This window comes from Streptomyces sp. NPDC019531 (genome assembly GCF_044903305.1).
GTDB lineage: Bacteria > Actinomycetota > Actinomycetes > Streptomycetales > Streptomycetaceae > Streptomyces.
In genome coordinates, this window is record NZ_JBJDQL010000003.1 from 51,001 (window position 1) to 65,432 (window position 14,432).

Here is a 14,432-nt window from a genome sequence, read left to right on the forward strand (position 1 = left end):
AGTTATAACCCCACAGATCCGAGAGTGTCAATAACTTCAGTGATAGCCTCTAACAATGGTGAACTCGGAAGCGAAGACCCCGCGCGAGCGCTACCGCGCCCAGGTGCGGGCGGAGATCAAGGAACGCGCGTGGGAGCAGATCGCCGCGGCGGGTGCGTCCGCGCTCTCTTTGAACGCGATCGCCAAGCAGATGGGCATGAGCGGACCCGCGCTGTACCGGTACTTCGGCGGCCGCGACGAACTGATCACCGAGCTGGTCAGGGACGCGTACCGAAGCCTCGCCGACACCTTCCGTGCGGCCGCGGAGAGCGGTGCCGACCTGACCGGCCTTGCGCACGCCCTACGGGACTGGGCCCTGGCCGACCCCCAGCGCTACTTCCTCATGTACGGCACCCCCGTCCCCGGCTACCACGCGCCCGACGACATCACCGCGATCGCGTCCGAGATCATGGCGCCCCTGCTCGACGCCTGCGCCGCACTGCCCCCGGACGGCCCGGCGAGTCCCTTCGGCACCCACCTCGAAGACCACCGGGACTGGGCGGCCGGCCACCCCGCCGCACCCGCGGTCCTCCACCGGGCCCTGACCTTCTGGACCCGACTGCACGGCGTGCTGTCCCTCGAACTCGCGGGCCACTTCACCGGGATGGGATTCGACCCGGGGCAGCTCTTCGCCGCGGAACTGGCCGCACTGGGCGGCCCGTCGTCGGGCTGAGCCCCCGGAGTCCGGGTGGTTCTCGGGCACCGGAGCGGGACGGCTCGGGTGTACGCGTGCGTCGGGACTGAGCGCTCCGTTGGAAGTGCGGCGGAGGACCCCGGTCGGACGGGGGATACGAAGAGCCCGGCCGCCGTGGCGGTCAGGCTCTGGTGTCGGGCCGTACCGGCTACGACCGCGCGGCCTCGGTCGTCGGCGCCCGGTGGCGGCGGCTCGCGACGAGACCGCCCGCCGCGCCCAGCGAGACCAGGCCCATGCAGGCCGCGCCGATGATGCCCTTCGCGCCGTCCATGGTGAAGTACATGGCCGCGGCGGTGCCGCCGTTGAAGAGGAACAGGAACCAGAGGGTGCCCGGTCGGCCCAGGAACGCCTTGATCTTCGGCTTCTTCGTGATCCGCGAGCCGGCGATGAGCGCGACGATGCCTCCGACGACGGTGGCGACGGTCTTCTCGGTGCCGTCGAAGACGACTCCCGCACCGCCCGCGCTCGTGGCGAGGCCCACGGCGAAGGTGCTCCACAGGAGGACGTCGGCGAAGAACTTCCTGACGGCGGCGAAGGGGGTGGTGGCGGGCTTCACGTGCTTCACGGCGGTGGCCTTCCGGGGCGGACGCGGGGGACGCGGTGCGGGGTTTCCGGATCTCTTCGATCCGGTGTCCACGATCCCGTCCGGCGGCCCGCGTCACGAGGGAGCGGCCACCCGGACCCATGGTGTAGCCCGCTACACCCGTCAGACCGAGAAGCCGCCGTCGACGACAGCACGTTCCGCGGCGGACTCGGTCGGGGGCCGCCGACGACGACGGACGGTGAGTGTCGGGGCGGTGAGAACCGTGAGACAGGCGACGATGAGTGCCAGGCCGGTCCAGCCGACGGCTGACAGGCGTTCGCCGACGATCACGACGGCGAGGACGGCCGCCACGGCCGGTTCGAGCAGGGACAGCGTGGTGGCGGTGCTGGCGGGCACGCGAGCGAGTCCCCAGCCGAACAGCACATAGCCGGCGAACATGGGGACCAACGCCATGTAGGCACCGACCACCGCGTTGGACCAGGAGGCGACGAGCGGGCCGCCGGTCACCAGCAGGACGGGGAGCAGGAGCAGTCCGCCTAGCCCGAAGACCGCCCCCATCGCCGCGCGGGAGGGAATCCGGCGGGTGATGAGCCGGTGCGCGGCCCAGGAGTAGAGGGCATAGGTCACGGCGGCGACCAGGCCCAGGGCGACGCCGAGCAGCGTGGCGGCCACGGATGTCCGCCCGGTGCCGTCAGGGGTGTGGGTGGTGTGGGTGGCCTGATCGGCCTGGGCGAGGCACAGCAGGGCGGTGCCGAGCAGGCCGAGGGTGGCGGCGAGCAGCCAGCGGCGGGTGAGCCGGCGGTTGTCCAGGACGCGTTCGATGATCGTCGAGGCCAGCGGGGCGGTGCCGATCGAGACCACGGTGCCCGTGGCCACCCCGGCCAGATGCATGGAGCTGTAGAACGCCAGGGGATAGACCGCCACCGAGACCGCGCCGAGGAGCACGGTGCCGCGTTGCTCGCGCAGGCGTCCGGTGTCGCGGGCGATCTGCCGGGCGGCGGCGAGGGCCTGGAGGAGTCCGCCGAGGCCCATGGCGACGGCGCCGACCGCGAGCGGGCCCACGCCCGGGGCGAAGGTGGCGGCCGTGCCCGTCGTTCCCCACAGCACGGAGGCCGCCAGCACACACAGCGCCCCCGTCCCGGCGAACCGGCCGTGTCCCGCGCCGTTCACAGGCGGTCCAGCAGGGCTGCCGCGAGGGAGCGGGCGTGCTGGAGGCGTTCGCCGTCGCCTTCGAGGCCGGCGCGGGCCATCGCGCCCTCCAGCAGGAAGGCGAGGTGCTCGGCCGTCGCGTGGGCCTCGTCGGGGCGGGCGGGCAGCAGTCGCTCCAGATGCCCGGCGATCAGGCGCTCCACCTCCTCCTTGTGGGCGCGGACCACGGCCCGGCCCTCGTCCCCGGCCGGGAGTTCGGCGGCGGCGTTGAGCAGGCCGCAGCCCCGGAAGCCGTGCTCACCGGCGAAGGCCGCGTGATCGGCGTAGGCGTCGAAGACCGCCAGGACGCCGTCGCGCGGGCCCCGGGTCCGCTCCAGCCGCGCCCGGTACAACCCGAGCCACTCCTCGTGCCGGGCGTCCAGGTAGGCGCGGACCAGATCGGCCTTGGAGGAGAAGTTGTTGTACAGGCTCATCTTCGCCACGCCGGCGTCGGCGGTGATCGTGTCGATGCCGGTCGCCGCCACACCGTCGGCGTAGAAGCGGCGGGCCGCGGCGGCCAGCAGCCGCGCCCGGGCGGGACGCCGCCGCCCCTGCTCGGCCGCACTCGCGGTGGTGTCGCCCATTCACTCCCCAGATTAGGTAGGTCGGTCTACCTATATTATCGGATAGGTGCGGTACGGCGATCCAGGTTCGACATCCCCTGCGCGTCCCGTACGCCTCCCCTTCGGCATCCCCTGCGCATCCCGTACGCCTCCCCCCGCGCAGCCCCCGTGCAGCCCCCCGGAAAGGACCGACGCCCGCCGACTCGGCGAACCGGACGGGTTAAGCGGGTGAAGCTTGCGCTTGCGTCCGTGGCGTGGGGCATGCATGAAGCTCGCGGCCGGACCCGGCCGGATCGTCGGACCGACGCGCTGGAGGCGAGCTATGCAACAGAGAGCCGACCGAACCGACCTCACAACCCATCAGGTCCCGGTCCTCATCGTCGGCGGTTCCCTCGTCGGCCTGTCGACCTCGCTGTTCCTGGGCCGGTTGGGCGTACGCCACACAATGGTGGAACGTCACACCGGCACCTCCATCCACCCCCGCGGCCGCGGCAACAACGTCCGCACGATGGAGCTGTTCCGGACCGCCGGCGTGGAGCAGGGAATCCGGGAGGCCGCCGCCACGCTGGCCGACAACCACGGGATCCTGCAGACGCCCACCCTCGTGGGTGACGCGGGCGAGTGGCTGTTCAAGGAGATCGACGCGGGCGGCGGACTGGCCCGCTTCAGCCCCAGCTCATGGTGTCTGTGCAGCCAGAACGACCTGGAGCCGGTACTGCTCGACCACGCCGAGCGGCTCGGCGGCGACCTGCGCTACGGCACCGAAATGCTGTCGTTCGACAGCGATCCCACCGGTGTCACCACGGTGGTCAAGAGCCGGGAGACCGGCGAGCACACCACGATCCGCTCGGACTACCTGGTCGCCGCCGACGGCCCCCGCAGCCCCGTCCGCGAGCAGCTCGGGATCGGACAGAGCGGACCCGGCGATCTGTTCAGCAACGTCAGCATCACCTTCCGCTCCCGCCGCCTCGCCGATGTCGTGGGCGACCGCCGCTTCATCGTCTGCTATCTGACCGACCCGGAAGCCGACGGCGCCCTGCTGCCCGTGGACAACCGTGAGAACTGGGTCTTCCACGCCCCCTGGCACCCCGAACACGGGGAAACCCTGGAGGAGTTCACCGACGAGCGGTGCGCCGAACACATCCGCCGCGCGGTCGGGGTGGCCGACCTCGACGTGGAGATCACCGGCAGGGCCCCCTGGCACGCCGCCCAACGGGTCGCCCGGAGCTACCGTGCGGGCCGCGTCCTGCTGGCCGGGGACTCGGCCCACGAGATGTCCCCCACCGGGGCCTTCGGCTCCAACACCGGTATCCAGGACGCGCACAACCTCGCCTGGAAGCTGGCCGCGGTACTCGGCGGCTGGGCCGGACAGGGCCTGCTGGACACGTACGACGCCGAGCGCCGCCCGGTGGCGGAGGCGACCAGCGCCCGGGCCGCCGCACGCTCCGTGGAGCACAGCCATCCCGGTTTCGCCCCGCAGCCCGGCGCGGGCGGCGGTGGCGGTGGCCCGCAGCGCGGCATCCTCAACGTGGCCCTCGGCTACCGCTATCCGCAGGGCGCCGTCGTCGGCACCGACCCCACGGCCCCGGTCGTCCCCGAACGCCTCGACCTGTCCGGCGAACCGGGCAGCAGAGCGCCCCACATGGCGGTACGTCACCGAGGTGAACAGATCTCCACCCTGGACCTCTACGAGCGGTCGTTCGTCCTGCTCAGCGACGCCGACGACCCTAGTGGCTGGCACCGGGCCGCCGTCCGCCTCAGCGAGGAGACGTCCATCCCCCTGACCTCGTACCGGATGGGTGCGGGACCCGATGCCGAGCTGACTCCCGAGGGCGACACGGACTGGTCGGCCGCCCACGGTACGACGCCCGCAGGCGCCGTACTCGTCCGGCCCGACGGGTTCGTGGCCTGGCGGTCGTCGGAGCCGGTCCAGGATGCCGAGTCGACGCTGCGGCACGTCCTCACCACGCTGCTGTCACTGGGCTGACCTCCCCGTATTCGCTGACCAGACGCCACGTCGGGTACCGCACCTGACGTGGCGTCAGACGTTTGTCAGATCCGCCGAGCCGGCTTCGGGACCGACGCGAGCCCGCGCGGGTTCACCCGTGTGATCGTCTTGAGTGGTGGGGGAAGGTCATGTGGCTGACGGTGGATCACGTCGGGGGCGGGCCACATCAGCTGACGAAGCAACAGCTGCCCGGCCACCGACGGAAGGAACCTCAGATGCGCTCTGCTCGCATGATTCTGGCCACTGCGGCCGCTTCGACCGTCCTCGCTCTGGGCGCCCCCGGCGCCTGGGCGGCCGGAGACGACTGGGACCAGGCGGACTCCTCCCACAGCAAGGAGCACGGCAAGGAGCACGGCAAGGGCAGCGACCACGACTCGCCGCACGGTGGCATGCACACCGGTGGCGGCGCGCTGACCGCGGTGAACGGGAAGGAGAAGGACGACGGCTGGAGCGGCCACCACGACAAGCCCAGCGGCGGCATGCACACCGGCGGCGGCGCGCTGACCGCGGTGAACGCGGACGACTGGGGCACCGCGAAGGACCCCAAGGCCGACCCGGAGACCTACAAGGACCACAGCGGGAAGCAGAAGGACGGCGGCTGGAGCGGCCACCACGACAAGCCCAGCGGCGGCATGCACACCGGTGGCGGCGCGCTGGCCTCTCCGGGCATGACCACGGGCGGACTCGCCGTCCTGGCGGTCGCCGGAACCGGGCTGTACGCGGCGCGTCGTAAGAAGACCGCCGTAAGCGTGGCCTGACCCATGCCGGATGCGATAGCCGCTGAGGCCGCCACGCGCGTGCCGCGTGGCGGCCCCGCCGGTTCTCCCCGAGCCCCGTCTCCCGTCCGATTCGCCGCCGTGCCCCGGTGAGGTTGATTCCGTTGGCAGTTCGTCCCTCTCCCCCCGTAGACAACCCCGGCAGCCGCCGTCCCCTCAACAGCCTCGGCGGCGATGAACCGGCCCGGAACGGGCGGGGATCCAACACCAAGCCCGTACTGGCCGCCGTGGCGATCCTGGCGCTGGCCGTGAGCCTGTTCGGCGGTAACGACTCACCGCCCGACGACGCCGCCCCCCCACCGCGGGCCGCACCCGCACCCCCACCCGCCTCCGCGTCGTCCCCGGCGGCGGGGAATCCGGCGCAGCGACCGACGGCGAACGCGCCGGGCAGGCATCTGCCGCGATCGAGGCCCGTGCGCCTGCTCATTCCGAAGATCTCGGTCGACGCCCCCTTCACGGAGCTCGCGATCGGCAGCACGGGACAGCTCCAGCCCCCTCCCGCCGCCGACACGAACCTCGTCGGCTGGTACGCCAAGGGCGCCTCCCCCGGTGAGGCGGGCACGTCGATCATCGCCGGGCATGTCGACACGGCGACGTCGGCGGCCGTCTTCGCGAACCTTCGGGAACTGGAGAAGGGGGACGTCTTCCACGTCGTACGGGCCGACGGGCGGCGGGCGTCCTTCGTGGTCGACAGCGCGGAGACCTTCGAGAAGGACAACTTCCCCAGCCGGCGCGTGTACGGCGACACGGCCCAGGCCCAGGTCCGGCTCATCACCTGTGCGGGCGACTACGACCATACGGCCAAGGACTACACGGACAACCTGGTGGTGTTCGCCCACCTCACCTGAGCCGGTACCGCTCCTGAGCCAGCACCGCTCCTGAGCCGGTCCCGCTCTCCTGAGCCCGTTCCTGCTGTTCGACCGGTCGATCACCCGCACGGCGCATACGAGTCGCGCACTTCACAGGACGGGCACAGGATCGAGAGCACGCCGGCGTCACCCCCCGTGCGGCCGACGTCTGTCCGCCCCCCACCAAGGAGTTGTGCGCAGGATGACCACCACCTCCGAACGTGTCACGAAACCACTTGCCCAACAGGCGTCGCAGCGTGTCTCCCAGTCCGTGTTCGACGGCTCCAGGCTCCGTGTCGTCCTGCTGGTCGACGTCTACGACGGGGCCCAGCAGCAGTTCCTGGAGGCCTACGAGCAGCTGTGCAACCAGGTCGCCTCCGTTCCCGGGCATGTCAGCGACCAGCTGTGCCAGTCCATCGAGAACCCCTCCCAATGGCTGATCACGAGCGAGTGGGAGAGCGCCCCGCCCTTCCTGACCTGGGTGAACAGCGAGGAACACGTGCGGATGGTGGAGCCCCTGCACAGCTGTGTCCGGGACACCAGGTCGCTGCGCTTCCACATCGTCCGCGAGACCGGCGGTCCCGCGGTGGACACCAAGGCCGGAGAGCGCCGGCTCCAGGCGTCCCCCAGGATCGGTGACGGCCTGATCCGGCACGCGCTCACCTTCACCGTCAAGCCGGGCAGCGAGGAGACCGTGGCGAAGATCCTCGCCGACTACGCCTCCCCCGAGCCGCGCGTCGACGACACCACCCGGCTGTGCCGCACCTCCCTGTTCATGCACGGCAACCGGGTGGTGCGGGCCATCGAGGTGCGGGGCGACCTGCTCGCCGCACTGCGCCACGTCGCCCGGCAGCCCGCGGTACGGGCCGTCGAGGAGGCCATCAACCCCTATCTGGAGCAGGACCGGGACCTCGACGATCCCGAGTCCGCCCGGGTCTTCTTCACCCGCGCCGCCCTGCCCGCCGTACACCATGTGACAGCGGGTCAGGAGAGTCCGGACGCGGTGCGGCACGCGTTGTACTACCCGGCCCGCGAGGGTCAGGGCATGCGGCTGGCCGAACTGCTCGCCCGGCAGGACGAGGCGGCGGCGGACGATCCGCACGCACCGGTGCTGCGCAGCACGATCTTCCAGCGCGACGACATCGTGGTGCGGCTGGTGGACGTGCGCGGCGGGCTCGACACCGATGCGAGTCACGCCGCCGAGCTGACCGCGCTCCTGGACGGCGAGGCGGTCTCCGGCATGGAACTCGTGACCGACCGTCGCTCACCTGACGCCTGATTCACCGTCACCCGGGTCGTGTCGGCCACGCCCTCATGTAGGTGCAGCACATGTAGGTGCAGCACATGTCGATGCAGCACATGTTCGGAGGAACGTCGTGATCAACCGTCATCCCGGAATCGTGGATCTCAGCGATGTCGAGCCCAACACCCGGCGCGGTGGCGACCTGCGCGCCATGCTCACCCCCACCACGGTCGGCTCCACCAGCGGTTTCATGGGCGTGGCCATCGTGCAGCCCGGCGACCGCATCGCCGAGCACTACCACCCGTACTCCGAGGAGTTCATCTACGTCGTCTGCGGGCAGCTGGAGGTGGACCTCGACGGTGAGCCCCACCCGCTCCAGCCCGAGCAGGGGCTCCTGATCCCCGCCCACATGCGGCACCGCTTCCGCAATGTCGGCAAGGTGGAGGCCCGCCTGGTCTTCCACCTCGGCCCGCTGGCCCCGAGCCCGCCGCTCGGACACGTCGACACCGAGGACGCGAACGGCGTACCGATCACGGCGGAGCCGGCCCAGGTGGCCACCGCGGCCGAGCGATCACGGGTCCGCTCATGACCAGGCGCGTGGCGGTCACCGGACTGGGTGTCGTCGCCCCGGGCAGCATCGGTGTCCCGGCGTTCTGGGACCTTCTGTCGGACGGCCGTACGGCGACGCGGGGCATCACCTTCTTCGACCCGTCCGGGCTGCGGTCGCGGATCGCCGCCGAGTGCGACTTCGACCCGGCGGCGCACGGGCTGGACGCGGAGCAGATCGCCCGGTGCGACCGGTACATCCAGTTCGCGCTGGTCGCGGGCGAGGAGGCGATACGCGACTCCGGCCTCGACCTCGCCGCGGAGAACCCCTGGCGGGTCGGGGTCTCCATGGGCACCGCGGTCGGCGGAACCACCCGGCTGGAGCACGACTACGTCCTCGTCAGCCACCACGGGCAGCGCTGGGACGTGGACCACCAGGAGGCGGGCCCGCACCTGCACCGGGCGTTCTCGCCCAGCACGCTCGCCTCGACGGTCGCGGAACGCTTCGAGGCGCGCGGGCCGGTGCAGACCGTCTCCACCGGCTGCACCTCGGGACTCGACGCCGTCGGGTACGCCTTCCACGCGATCGAGGAGGGCCGGGCCGACGTGTGCATAGCCGGCGCCTCGGACTCGCCGATCTCCCCGATCACCATGGCCTGCTTCGACGCGATCAAGGCCACCTCCCCCAACAACGACGACCCGGCCCACGCCTCCCGCCCCTTCGACGCCGACCGCAACGGGTTCGTCATGGGCGAGGGCGGCGCCGTACTCGTCCTGGAGGAGCTGGAGCACGCCCTGGCCCGCGGCGCGCACGTGTACTGCCAGCTCGGCGGCTACGCCACCTTCGGCAACGCCTACCACATGACCGGTCTGACCACCGAGGGCCTGGAGATGGCCCGGGCCGTCGAGGACGCCCTCGACCAGGCCCGGCTCGACCCCACGGCGATCGACTACGTCAACGCGCACGGGTCGGGCACCCAGCAGAACGACCGGCACGAGACAGCCGCCGTCAAACGGGTCCTGGGCGCGCACGCCTACGACACGCCCATGAGCTCCATCAAGTCCATGGTGGGCCACTCCCTCGGCGCGATCGGGGCGATCGAGGTCGTCGCCTGCGCGCTGGCCCTGGTCCACCAGGTCGTCCCGCCCACCGCGAACTACCAGACCCCGGATCCCGAGTGCGACCTGGACTACGTCCCGCGCGTCGCCCGCGAGCGGCGGCTGCGGAACGTGCTCTCGGTGGGCAGCGGGTTCGGCGGTTTCCAGTCCGCGGTGATCCTGACCCTGCCGAGGGAGAAGACACGATGAGCGAGCCGCATCCTCGGCGCGCGGCCATCACCGGAATCGGTGTGATCGCGCCCAACGGAACCAGCACCAAGACCTTCTGGAAGTCCGCCAGGGAGGGTATCTGCGTCCTGGACCGGATCACCCGGGAAGGCTGCGGGGACCTGCCGCTGCGAGTGGCCGGCGAGGTCCGGGACTTCGACCCGCCGTCGGCCGTCGAGGAGCGCTACCTCGTGCAGACCGACCGGTTCACGCACTTCGCGATGGCCGCGGCCGACCAGGCCCTCGACGACGCGGGCCTCGACCGGTCCGACACCGACGAGGCGCCGTTCTCCGTGGGAGTGGTCACCGCGGCGGGTTCGGGCGGCGGCGAGTTCGGGCAGCGGGAGCTCCAGAAGCTGTGGGACAAGGGCAGCCGCTTCGTCGGGCCGTACCAGTCGATCGCCTGGTTCTACGCCGCGAGCACCGGCCAGATCTCCATCCGCCGCGGCTTCAAGGGCCCCTGCGGTGTGGTCGCCTCCGACGAGGCCGGCGGCCTTGACGCCCTGGCACATGCGGCACACGCCGTACGGCGGGGCACCGACGTGATGGTGGCCGGCGCGACCGAGGCGCCGCTGGCCCCCTACTCGATGGTCTGCCAGCTCGGCTACGAGGAGCTGAGCATGGTCGACGAACCGGACCGCGCCTACCGCCCGTTCACCGCCACGGCCTGCGGGTTCGTGCCCGCCGAGGGCGGTGCCATGCTCGTCGTGGAGGCGGAGACCTCGGCCCGGGAACGGGGCGTGCCGGTGCGGGCCACCCTGGCGGGCCACGCGGCGACGTTCACGGGCGCCTCCCGTTGGGAGCAGTCCCGCCAGGGGCTGGCCCAGGCGATCAGCGGCGCCCTGGACCAGGCCGGCTGCGCCCCCGAGGAGATCGACGTGGTCTTCGCCGACGCGCTCGGCGTACCGGCGGCGGACCGTGCCGAGGCACTGGCGATCGCGGACGCCCTGGGCACGCGGGCCGGCCGGGTTCCGGTCACGGCGCCGAAGACCGCCTTCGGCCGCGGCTACAGCGCGGCGCCCGTCCTGGACGTCGCCGCGGCGGTGCTCGCGATGGAGCACGGCCTGATCCCGCCCACCCCCAACGTCTTCGACATCTGCCACGACCTGGACCTCGTCACCACCCGGGCGCGTGCCGTCGAACTGCGCACGGCGCTGGTCCTCAGCCGAGGAGTCATGGGGTCGAACTCGGCGCTGGTGCTGCGGCTCGGCGCCGGCGACGCCTCGTAGCGGGGCGTTCGCGAGCACCCGTCACCAAGCAAGGAGAGGAACCGTATGAGTGACCGCATCACCGTGGAAGAGCTGTCCGAGCTGATGAAGAAGGCGGCTGGAGTCGCCGTCTCCCCGGAGGAACTCCAGCAGGGGTACGACTCCGGCTTCGACACCTTCGGCATCGACTCGCTCGCTCTGCTCGGCATCGTGGGCGAACTGGAGAACCGGTACGGCGCGGCGATGCCTCCCGACGCGGAGAAGAGCAAGACGCCCCGGATGTTCCTCGACCTTGTCAACAGCGCACTTCTGGCGGGAGCCTGACATGGCCGGACACACAGAGAACGAGATCACCATCGCCGCGCCGCTCGACCTGGTCTGGGAGATCACCAACGATGTCGCGGGCTGGCCTGGGCTGTTCAGCGAGTACGCCGCCGCCGAGATCCTCTCCCAGGAGGGCAACCGGACCACGTTCCGGCTGACCATGCACCCGGATGAGAACGGCAAGGTGTGGAGCTGGGTCTCGGAACGCGAGCCGGACCGCGACACGCTCACCGTGCGGGCCCGCCGCGTCGAGACCGGGCCCTTCGCCCACATGAACATCGTGTGGCGGTACGAGGAGGTGCCCGAGGGCACCCGGATGGTGTGGACCCAGGACTTCGCGATGAAGCCGGACGCCCCGGTCGACGACGCCTGGATGACCGACAACATCAACCGGAACTCCAAGGTTCAGATGGAGCTGATCCGGGACCGTATCGAGCAGGCCGCCCGGGAACGCCGGCCCGCGCCGGTGCTGTCCGACTGACCACGAGGGAGGACAGGACGATGCACCAGTCCCTGATCGTCGCCCGTATGGCCCCGGAATCGGCCCTCGACATCGCCAAGGTGTTCGAGGAGTCGGACCGAGGAGAGCTGCCGCACCTCGTGGGCGTCGCCCGCCGCAGTCTCTTCCAGTTCGACGACGTGTACCTGCACCTCATCGAGTCCGAGCGGGACCCCGGTCCGGCCATCGCGAAGGTGGCCGGACACCCCGAGTTCCGCGACATCAGTGAACGGCTGTCGGCGTACGTCAGCGCGTACGACCCGGAAACCTGGCGTTCGCCGAAGGACGCGATGGCGCGACGCTTCTACCTCTGGGAGCGGGACGCCGGCTCCTGAGCCGATCGCCGGACGGACGCCCGCTGTTCGACCGACTTCCGCCGGACACGCACCTCTCGCGTGTCCGGCGGACGCGGTCACGCCGGGACCGTGCAGTCGAACGCGTGCAGGTAGGGATTGACCGGGCTGACGTCACCGATGACCAGGCCCGCGGCCGTCAGCCTGCCGACCATGCTCTCGGTGGTGTGCTTGGCCCCTCCGACATTGAGGAGCAGCAGCAGGTCCATCGCGGTGCTGAACCGCATCGACGGTGTGTCGTCGACGAGGTTCTCGATGACCACGATCCGCGCTCCCGGGCCGCCCGCCTCGATGACGTTGCGCAGGGTGCGGGTCGTGCTGTCGTCGTCCCACTCCAGGATGTTCTTGATGATGTACACGTCGGCCCGGACGGGGACGGCCTCGCGGCAGTCGCCGGGCATCAGACGCACCCGGTCCGCGAGCGCGCCGCCCGTCCGTAGTCGGGGGTCGGCGTTGTCCACCACGCGCGGCAGGTCGAGCAGGGTGCCGTGCAGCGACGGGTACTTCTCAAGGAGGCTCGCCACCACATGCCCCTGGCCACCGCCGATGTCGGCGACCGACGCGCTCCCCGTCAGATCGAGGAACTGCGCGACGTCCCGCGCGGACTGCACGCTGGAGGTCGTCATGGCGCGGTTGAAGACGTCGGCCGACTCGGGGGCGTCCTCGTTGAGGTACTGGAAGAACTCCTTCCCGTACAGCTCCTCGACGACGTTCCGGCCGGAGCGCACCGCTTCGTCCAGCTTCGGCCAGGCGTCCCACGTCCACGGCTCGGTGCACCACAGCGAGATGGCGCGCAGGCTGTTGGGATCGTCCTCGCGCAGCAGCCGGGACATGTCGGTGTGCGTGAACGTGCCGTCCGGACGCTCGGCGAAGATGCCGTAGCAGGCCAGGGCCCGCAGCAGCCGTCGTAGCGGCTTCGGCTCGGTCTTCACCGCCGCCGCGAGGTCCTCCACGGAAAGCGGGGTGTCGCCCAGGGCGTCGGCGACCCCGAGCCGGGCGGCGGCGCGGAGGGCGGCCGCGCACGCCGCGCCGAACACGAGCTCCCTCAGCCGCATGGCGGGCGGCGGGGCGGCCTGGGTGACCGGTGCCGGCTGTGCGGCCTGTGCCGTCTGTGCGGTCGTCATGTGTCGCCTTCCTGCTTCGCGTTCAGGGTGACCACGGCCGGTCAGCACAGTCCCGCGGGCTTCGATGCCCGGCAGGTGTTGCCTTCGAAGGTGTTGCCGTTGCCGATGTCCGCGTTGATGAGGTCGGCCGGGGAGTTGCCCTTCAGCGTGTTGTCGGTGATCCGGTTCCGCTCGTTGGTGGCGCCCACGAAGCTCTTGAACAGGACGATGCCGCCCGACAGCGAGGAGGTGCCGACGTTGTCCATGACCCGGTTTCCGGTCACCAGGCTGTCCTCGGCACCGGTCAGCACGATGCCGGAGCCCTGCAGGGCCTCCAGCCGTGCGGTCTTCGGACAGGACTTGTTGTTCTGGGTGACGTGGTTGTCGCGCACGGTCACGGCGCCGGCCTTCGGCTCGTTCTCGTCGCCGACGACGAACATGCCCGCGCAGTTTCCGGTGACGTGGTTCTCCGCGACCGTGAGGTTCCTGAGGCGCCGGACGGTGATGCCGATGCGGTTGCCCTCCAGGCGGTTGTGTTCGACCACCGTTCCGCCGGTGTCCGTGGCGCCCGCGTCGGTCTTGATGCTGTTGGCGAGGAGCAGCCCGGCGTCACCGTTGTCGCGGGCGATGTTCCTGCGGAAGACCCCGCGGACGGAGTGCTCCTGGGCGATTCCCCACACCCCGTTCTTCACCGCGGTCACGTTGCGCACGGTCAGCCCGTCGGTCGCCATGGCGAACACTCCGGTGCTGGTGAAGCCGGTCACGGTCAGGGAGGCGACGGTGACTCCCTCGACGTCGCGGTCCTTCGCCCCGATCACGCAGATGCCGTTGCCTTCCGCGGCGCAGCTGTTGGCCGCCTTCGTCGTGGCCGGCTCGATGACGGTGCTGCGGCCCATGCCGCGCAGGGTGATCCCGGGCGTGGTCACCTTGACGCTCTCGTGATAGGTGCCGGAGGTCAGCAGGACGGTGTCTCCGGGTGCGGCGGCGTCCACCGCTGTCTGGATCGACTCTCCTGGGGCGACCACATGGGTCATGTGACCGACGGCACCGACCGGTGGGGCGGCCCCGAGCCCCGCCCCGATGAGCGCCGCGACACACGCCAGGTAAGCCATATGCATTTTCGTCATATTCGTCACGTTATGACGTGAACGTTCCGGAACCGGTCGTTAT

At 71.0% G+C, this 14,432-nt stretch carries 16 protein-coding genes; 11 read left to right on the plus strand and 5 right to left on the minus strand.

Features of this window, described 5'->3' with window-relative positions; genetic code table 11:
* Positions 1 to 55 precede the first annotated feature (55 nt).
* Positions 56 to 712 carry a TetR/AcrR family transcriptional regulator gene (locus tag ACI2L1_RS04445; protein WP_404737807.1) on the plus strand — a complete coding sequence of 219 codons (657 nt, stop codon included), beginning with the start codon at positions 56 to 58 and terminating at the stop codon, positions 710 to 712.
* A 169-nt stretch (positions 713 to 881) separates the two neighbouring features.
* Here the strand turns inward: ACI2L1_RS04445 and ACI2L1_RS04450 are convergent, their stop codons facing one another.
* The 3 genes from ACI2L1_RS04450 to ACI2L1_RS04460 form a co-directional block, all read right to left on the minus strand.
* Positions 882 to 1,298: a hypothetical protein gene (locus ACI2L1_RS04450; RefSeq protein WP_404737808.1), complete on the minus strand. Its 417-nt coding sequence runs from the start codon at positions 1,296 to 1,298 to the stop codon at positions 882 to 884.
* Between the two features lie 141 nt (positions 1,299 to 1,439).
* Entirely contained in the window at positions 1,440 to 2,399 is a 960-nt protein-coding gene (locus ACI2L1_RS04455) for a DMT family transporter (protein WP_404738114.1), read from the minus strand.
* Between the two features lie 44 nt (positions 2,400 to 2,443).
* On the minus strand, positions 2,444 to 3,049 hold the full coding sequence (locus ACI2L1_RS04460) for a TetR/AcrR family transcriptional regulator (protein ID WP_404737809.1): 606 nt from the start codon (positions 3,047 to 3,049) through the stop codon (positions 2,444 to 2,446).
* Positions 3,050 to 3,350: 301 nt separating this feature from the next.
* On the opposite strand from ACI2L1_RS04460, the gene ACI2L1_RS04465 reads away from it, so the two are divergent.
* The 10 genes from ACI2L1_RS04465 to ACI2L1_RS04510 all read left to right on the plus strand — a co-directional run bounded on the left by ACI2L1_RS04465 (position 3,351) and on the right by ACI2L1_RS04510 (position 12,141).
* Positions 3,351 to 5,015 carry an FAD-dependent oxidoreductase gene (locus ACI2L1_RS04465; RefSeq protein ID WP_404737810.1) on the plus strand — a complete coding sequence of 555 codons (1,665 nt, stop codon included), beginning with the start codon at positions 3,351 to 3,353 and terminating at the stop codon, positions 5,013 to 5,015.
* A 236-nt stretch (positions 5,016 to 5,251) separates the two neighbouring features.
* Positions 5,252 to 5,794, plus strand: coding sequence for a hypothetical protein (locus ACI2L1_RS04470; protein ID WP_404737811.1), 543 nt, complete (start codon positions 5,252 to 5,254; stop codon positions 5,792 to 5,794).
* A gap of 122 nt (positions 5,795 to 5,916) precedes the next feature.
* On the plus strand, positions 5,917 to 6,660 hold the full coding sequence (locus ACI2L1_RS04475; protein ID WP_404737812.1) for a class F sortase: 744 nt from the start codon (positions 5,917 to 5,919) through the stop codon (positions 6,658 to 6,660).
* Between the two features lie 202 nt (positions 6,661 to 6,862).
* Entirely contained in the window at positions 6,863 to 7,939 is a 1,077-nt protein-coding gene (locus ACI2L1_RS04480; RefSeq protein WP_404737813.1) for a SchA/CurD-like domain-containing protein, read from the plus strand.
* A 97-nt stretch (positions 7,940 to 8,036) separates the two neighbouring features.
* Entirely contained in the window at positions 8,037 to 8,492 is a 456-nt protein-coding gene (locus tag ACI2L1_RS04485; RefSeq protein WP_404737814.1) for a cupin domain-containing protein, read from the plus strand.
* Positions 8,489 to 9,757, plus strand: a complete 1,269-nt coding sequence (locus ACI2L1_RS04490; RefSeq protein ID WP_404737815.1) for a beta-ketoacyl-[acyl-carrier-protein] synthase family protein — start codon at positions 8,489 to 8,491, stop codon at positions 9,755 to 9,757. The genes ACI2L1_RS04485 and ACI2L1_RS04490 overlap by 4 nt, the downstream gene beginning before the upstream one ends.
* The gene (locus tag ACI2L1_RS04495) at positions 9,754 to 11,004 is read left to right on the plus strand and encodes a beta-ketoacyl synthase N-terminal-like domain-containing protein (protein ID WP_404737816.1); all 1,251 of its coding nucleotides are present in this window, start codon (positions 9,754 to 9,756) and stop codon (positions 11,002 to 11,004) included. The genes ACI2L1_RS04490 and ACI2L1_RS04495 overlap by 4 nt, the downstream gene beginning before the upstream one ends.
* 45 nt (positions 11,005 to 11,049) lie before the next feature.
* A complete protein-coding gene (locus ACI2L1_RS04500) occupies positions 11,050 to 11,307 on the plus strand; it encodes an acyl carrier protein (RefSeq protein WP_404737817.1) in 258 nt (85 codons plus the stop codon).
* Position 11,308: 1 nt separating this feature from the next.
* Positions 11,309 to 11,788, plus strand: coding sequence for an SRPBCC family protein (locus ACI2L1_RS04505; RefSeq protein WP_404737818.1), 480 nt, complete (start codon positions 11,309 to 11,311; stop codon positions 11,786 to 11,788).
* 20 nt (positions 11,789 to 11,808) lie between these two features.
* A complete protein-coding gene (locus ACI2L1_RS04510; RefSeq protein WP_404737819.1) occupies positions 11,809 to 12,141 on the plus strand; it encodes a TcmI family type II polyketide cyclase in 333 nt (110 codons plus the stop codon).
* A 77-nt stretch (positions 12,142 to 12,218) separates the two neighbouring features.
* Here ACI2L1_RS04510 and ACI2L1_RS04515 read toward each other — a convergent pair whose 3' ends face one another.
* Positions 12,219 to 13,283, minus strand: coding sequence for a methyltransferase (locus tag ACI2L1_RS04515; RefSeq protein WP_404737820.1), 1,065 nt, complete (start codon positions 13,281 to 13,283; stop codon positions 12,219 to 12,221).
* 41 nt (positions 13,284 to 13,324) lie between these two features.
* Positions 13,325 to 14,389 carry a nitrous oxide reductase family maturation protein NosD gene (locus ACI2L1_RS04520; RefSeq protein WP_404737821.1) on the minus strand — a complete coding sequence of 355 codons (1,065 nt, stop codon included), beginning with the start codon at positions 14,387 to 14,389 and terminating at the stop codon, positions 13,325 to 13,327.
* Between the last annotated feature and the right edge of the window lie 43 nt (positions 14,390 to 14,432).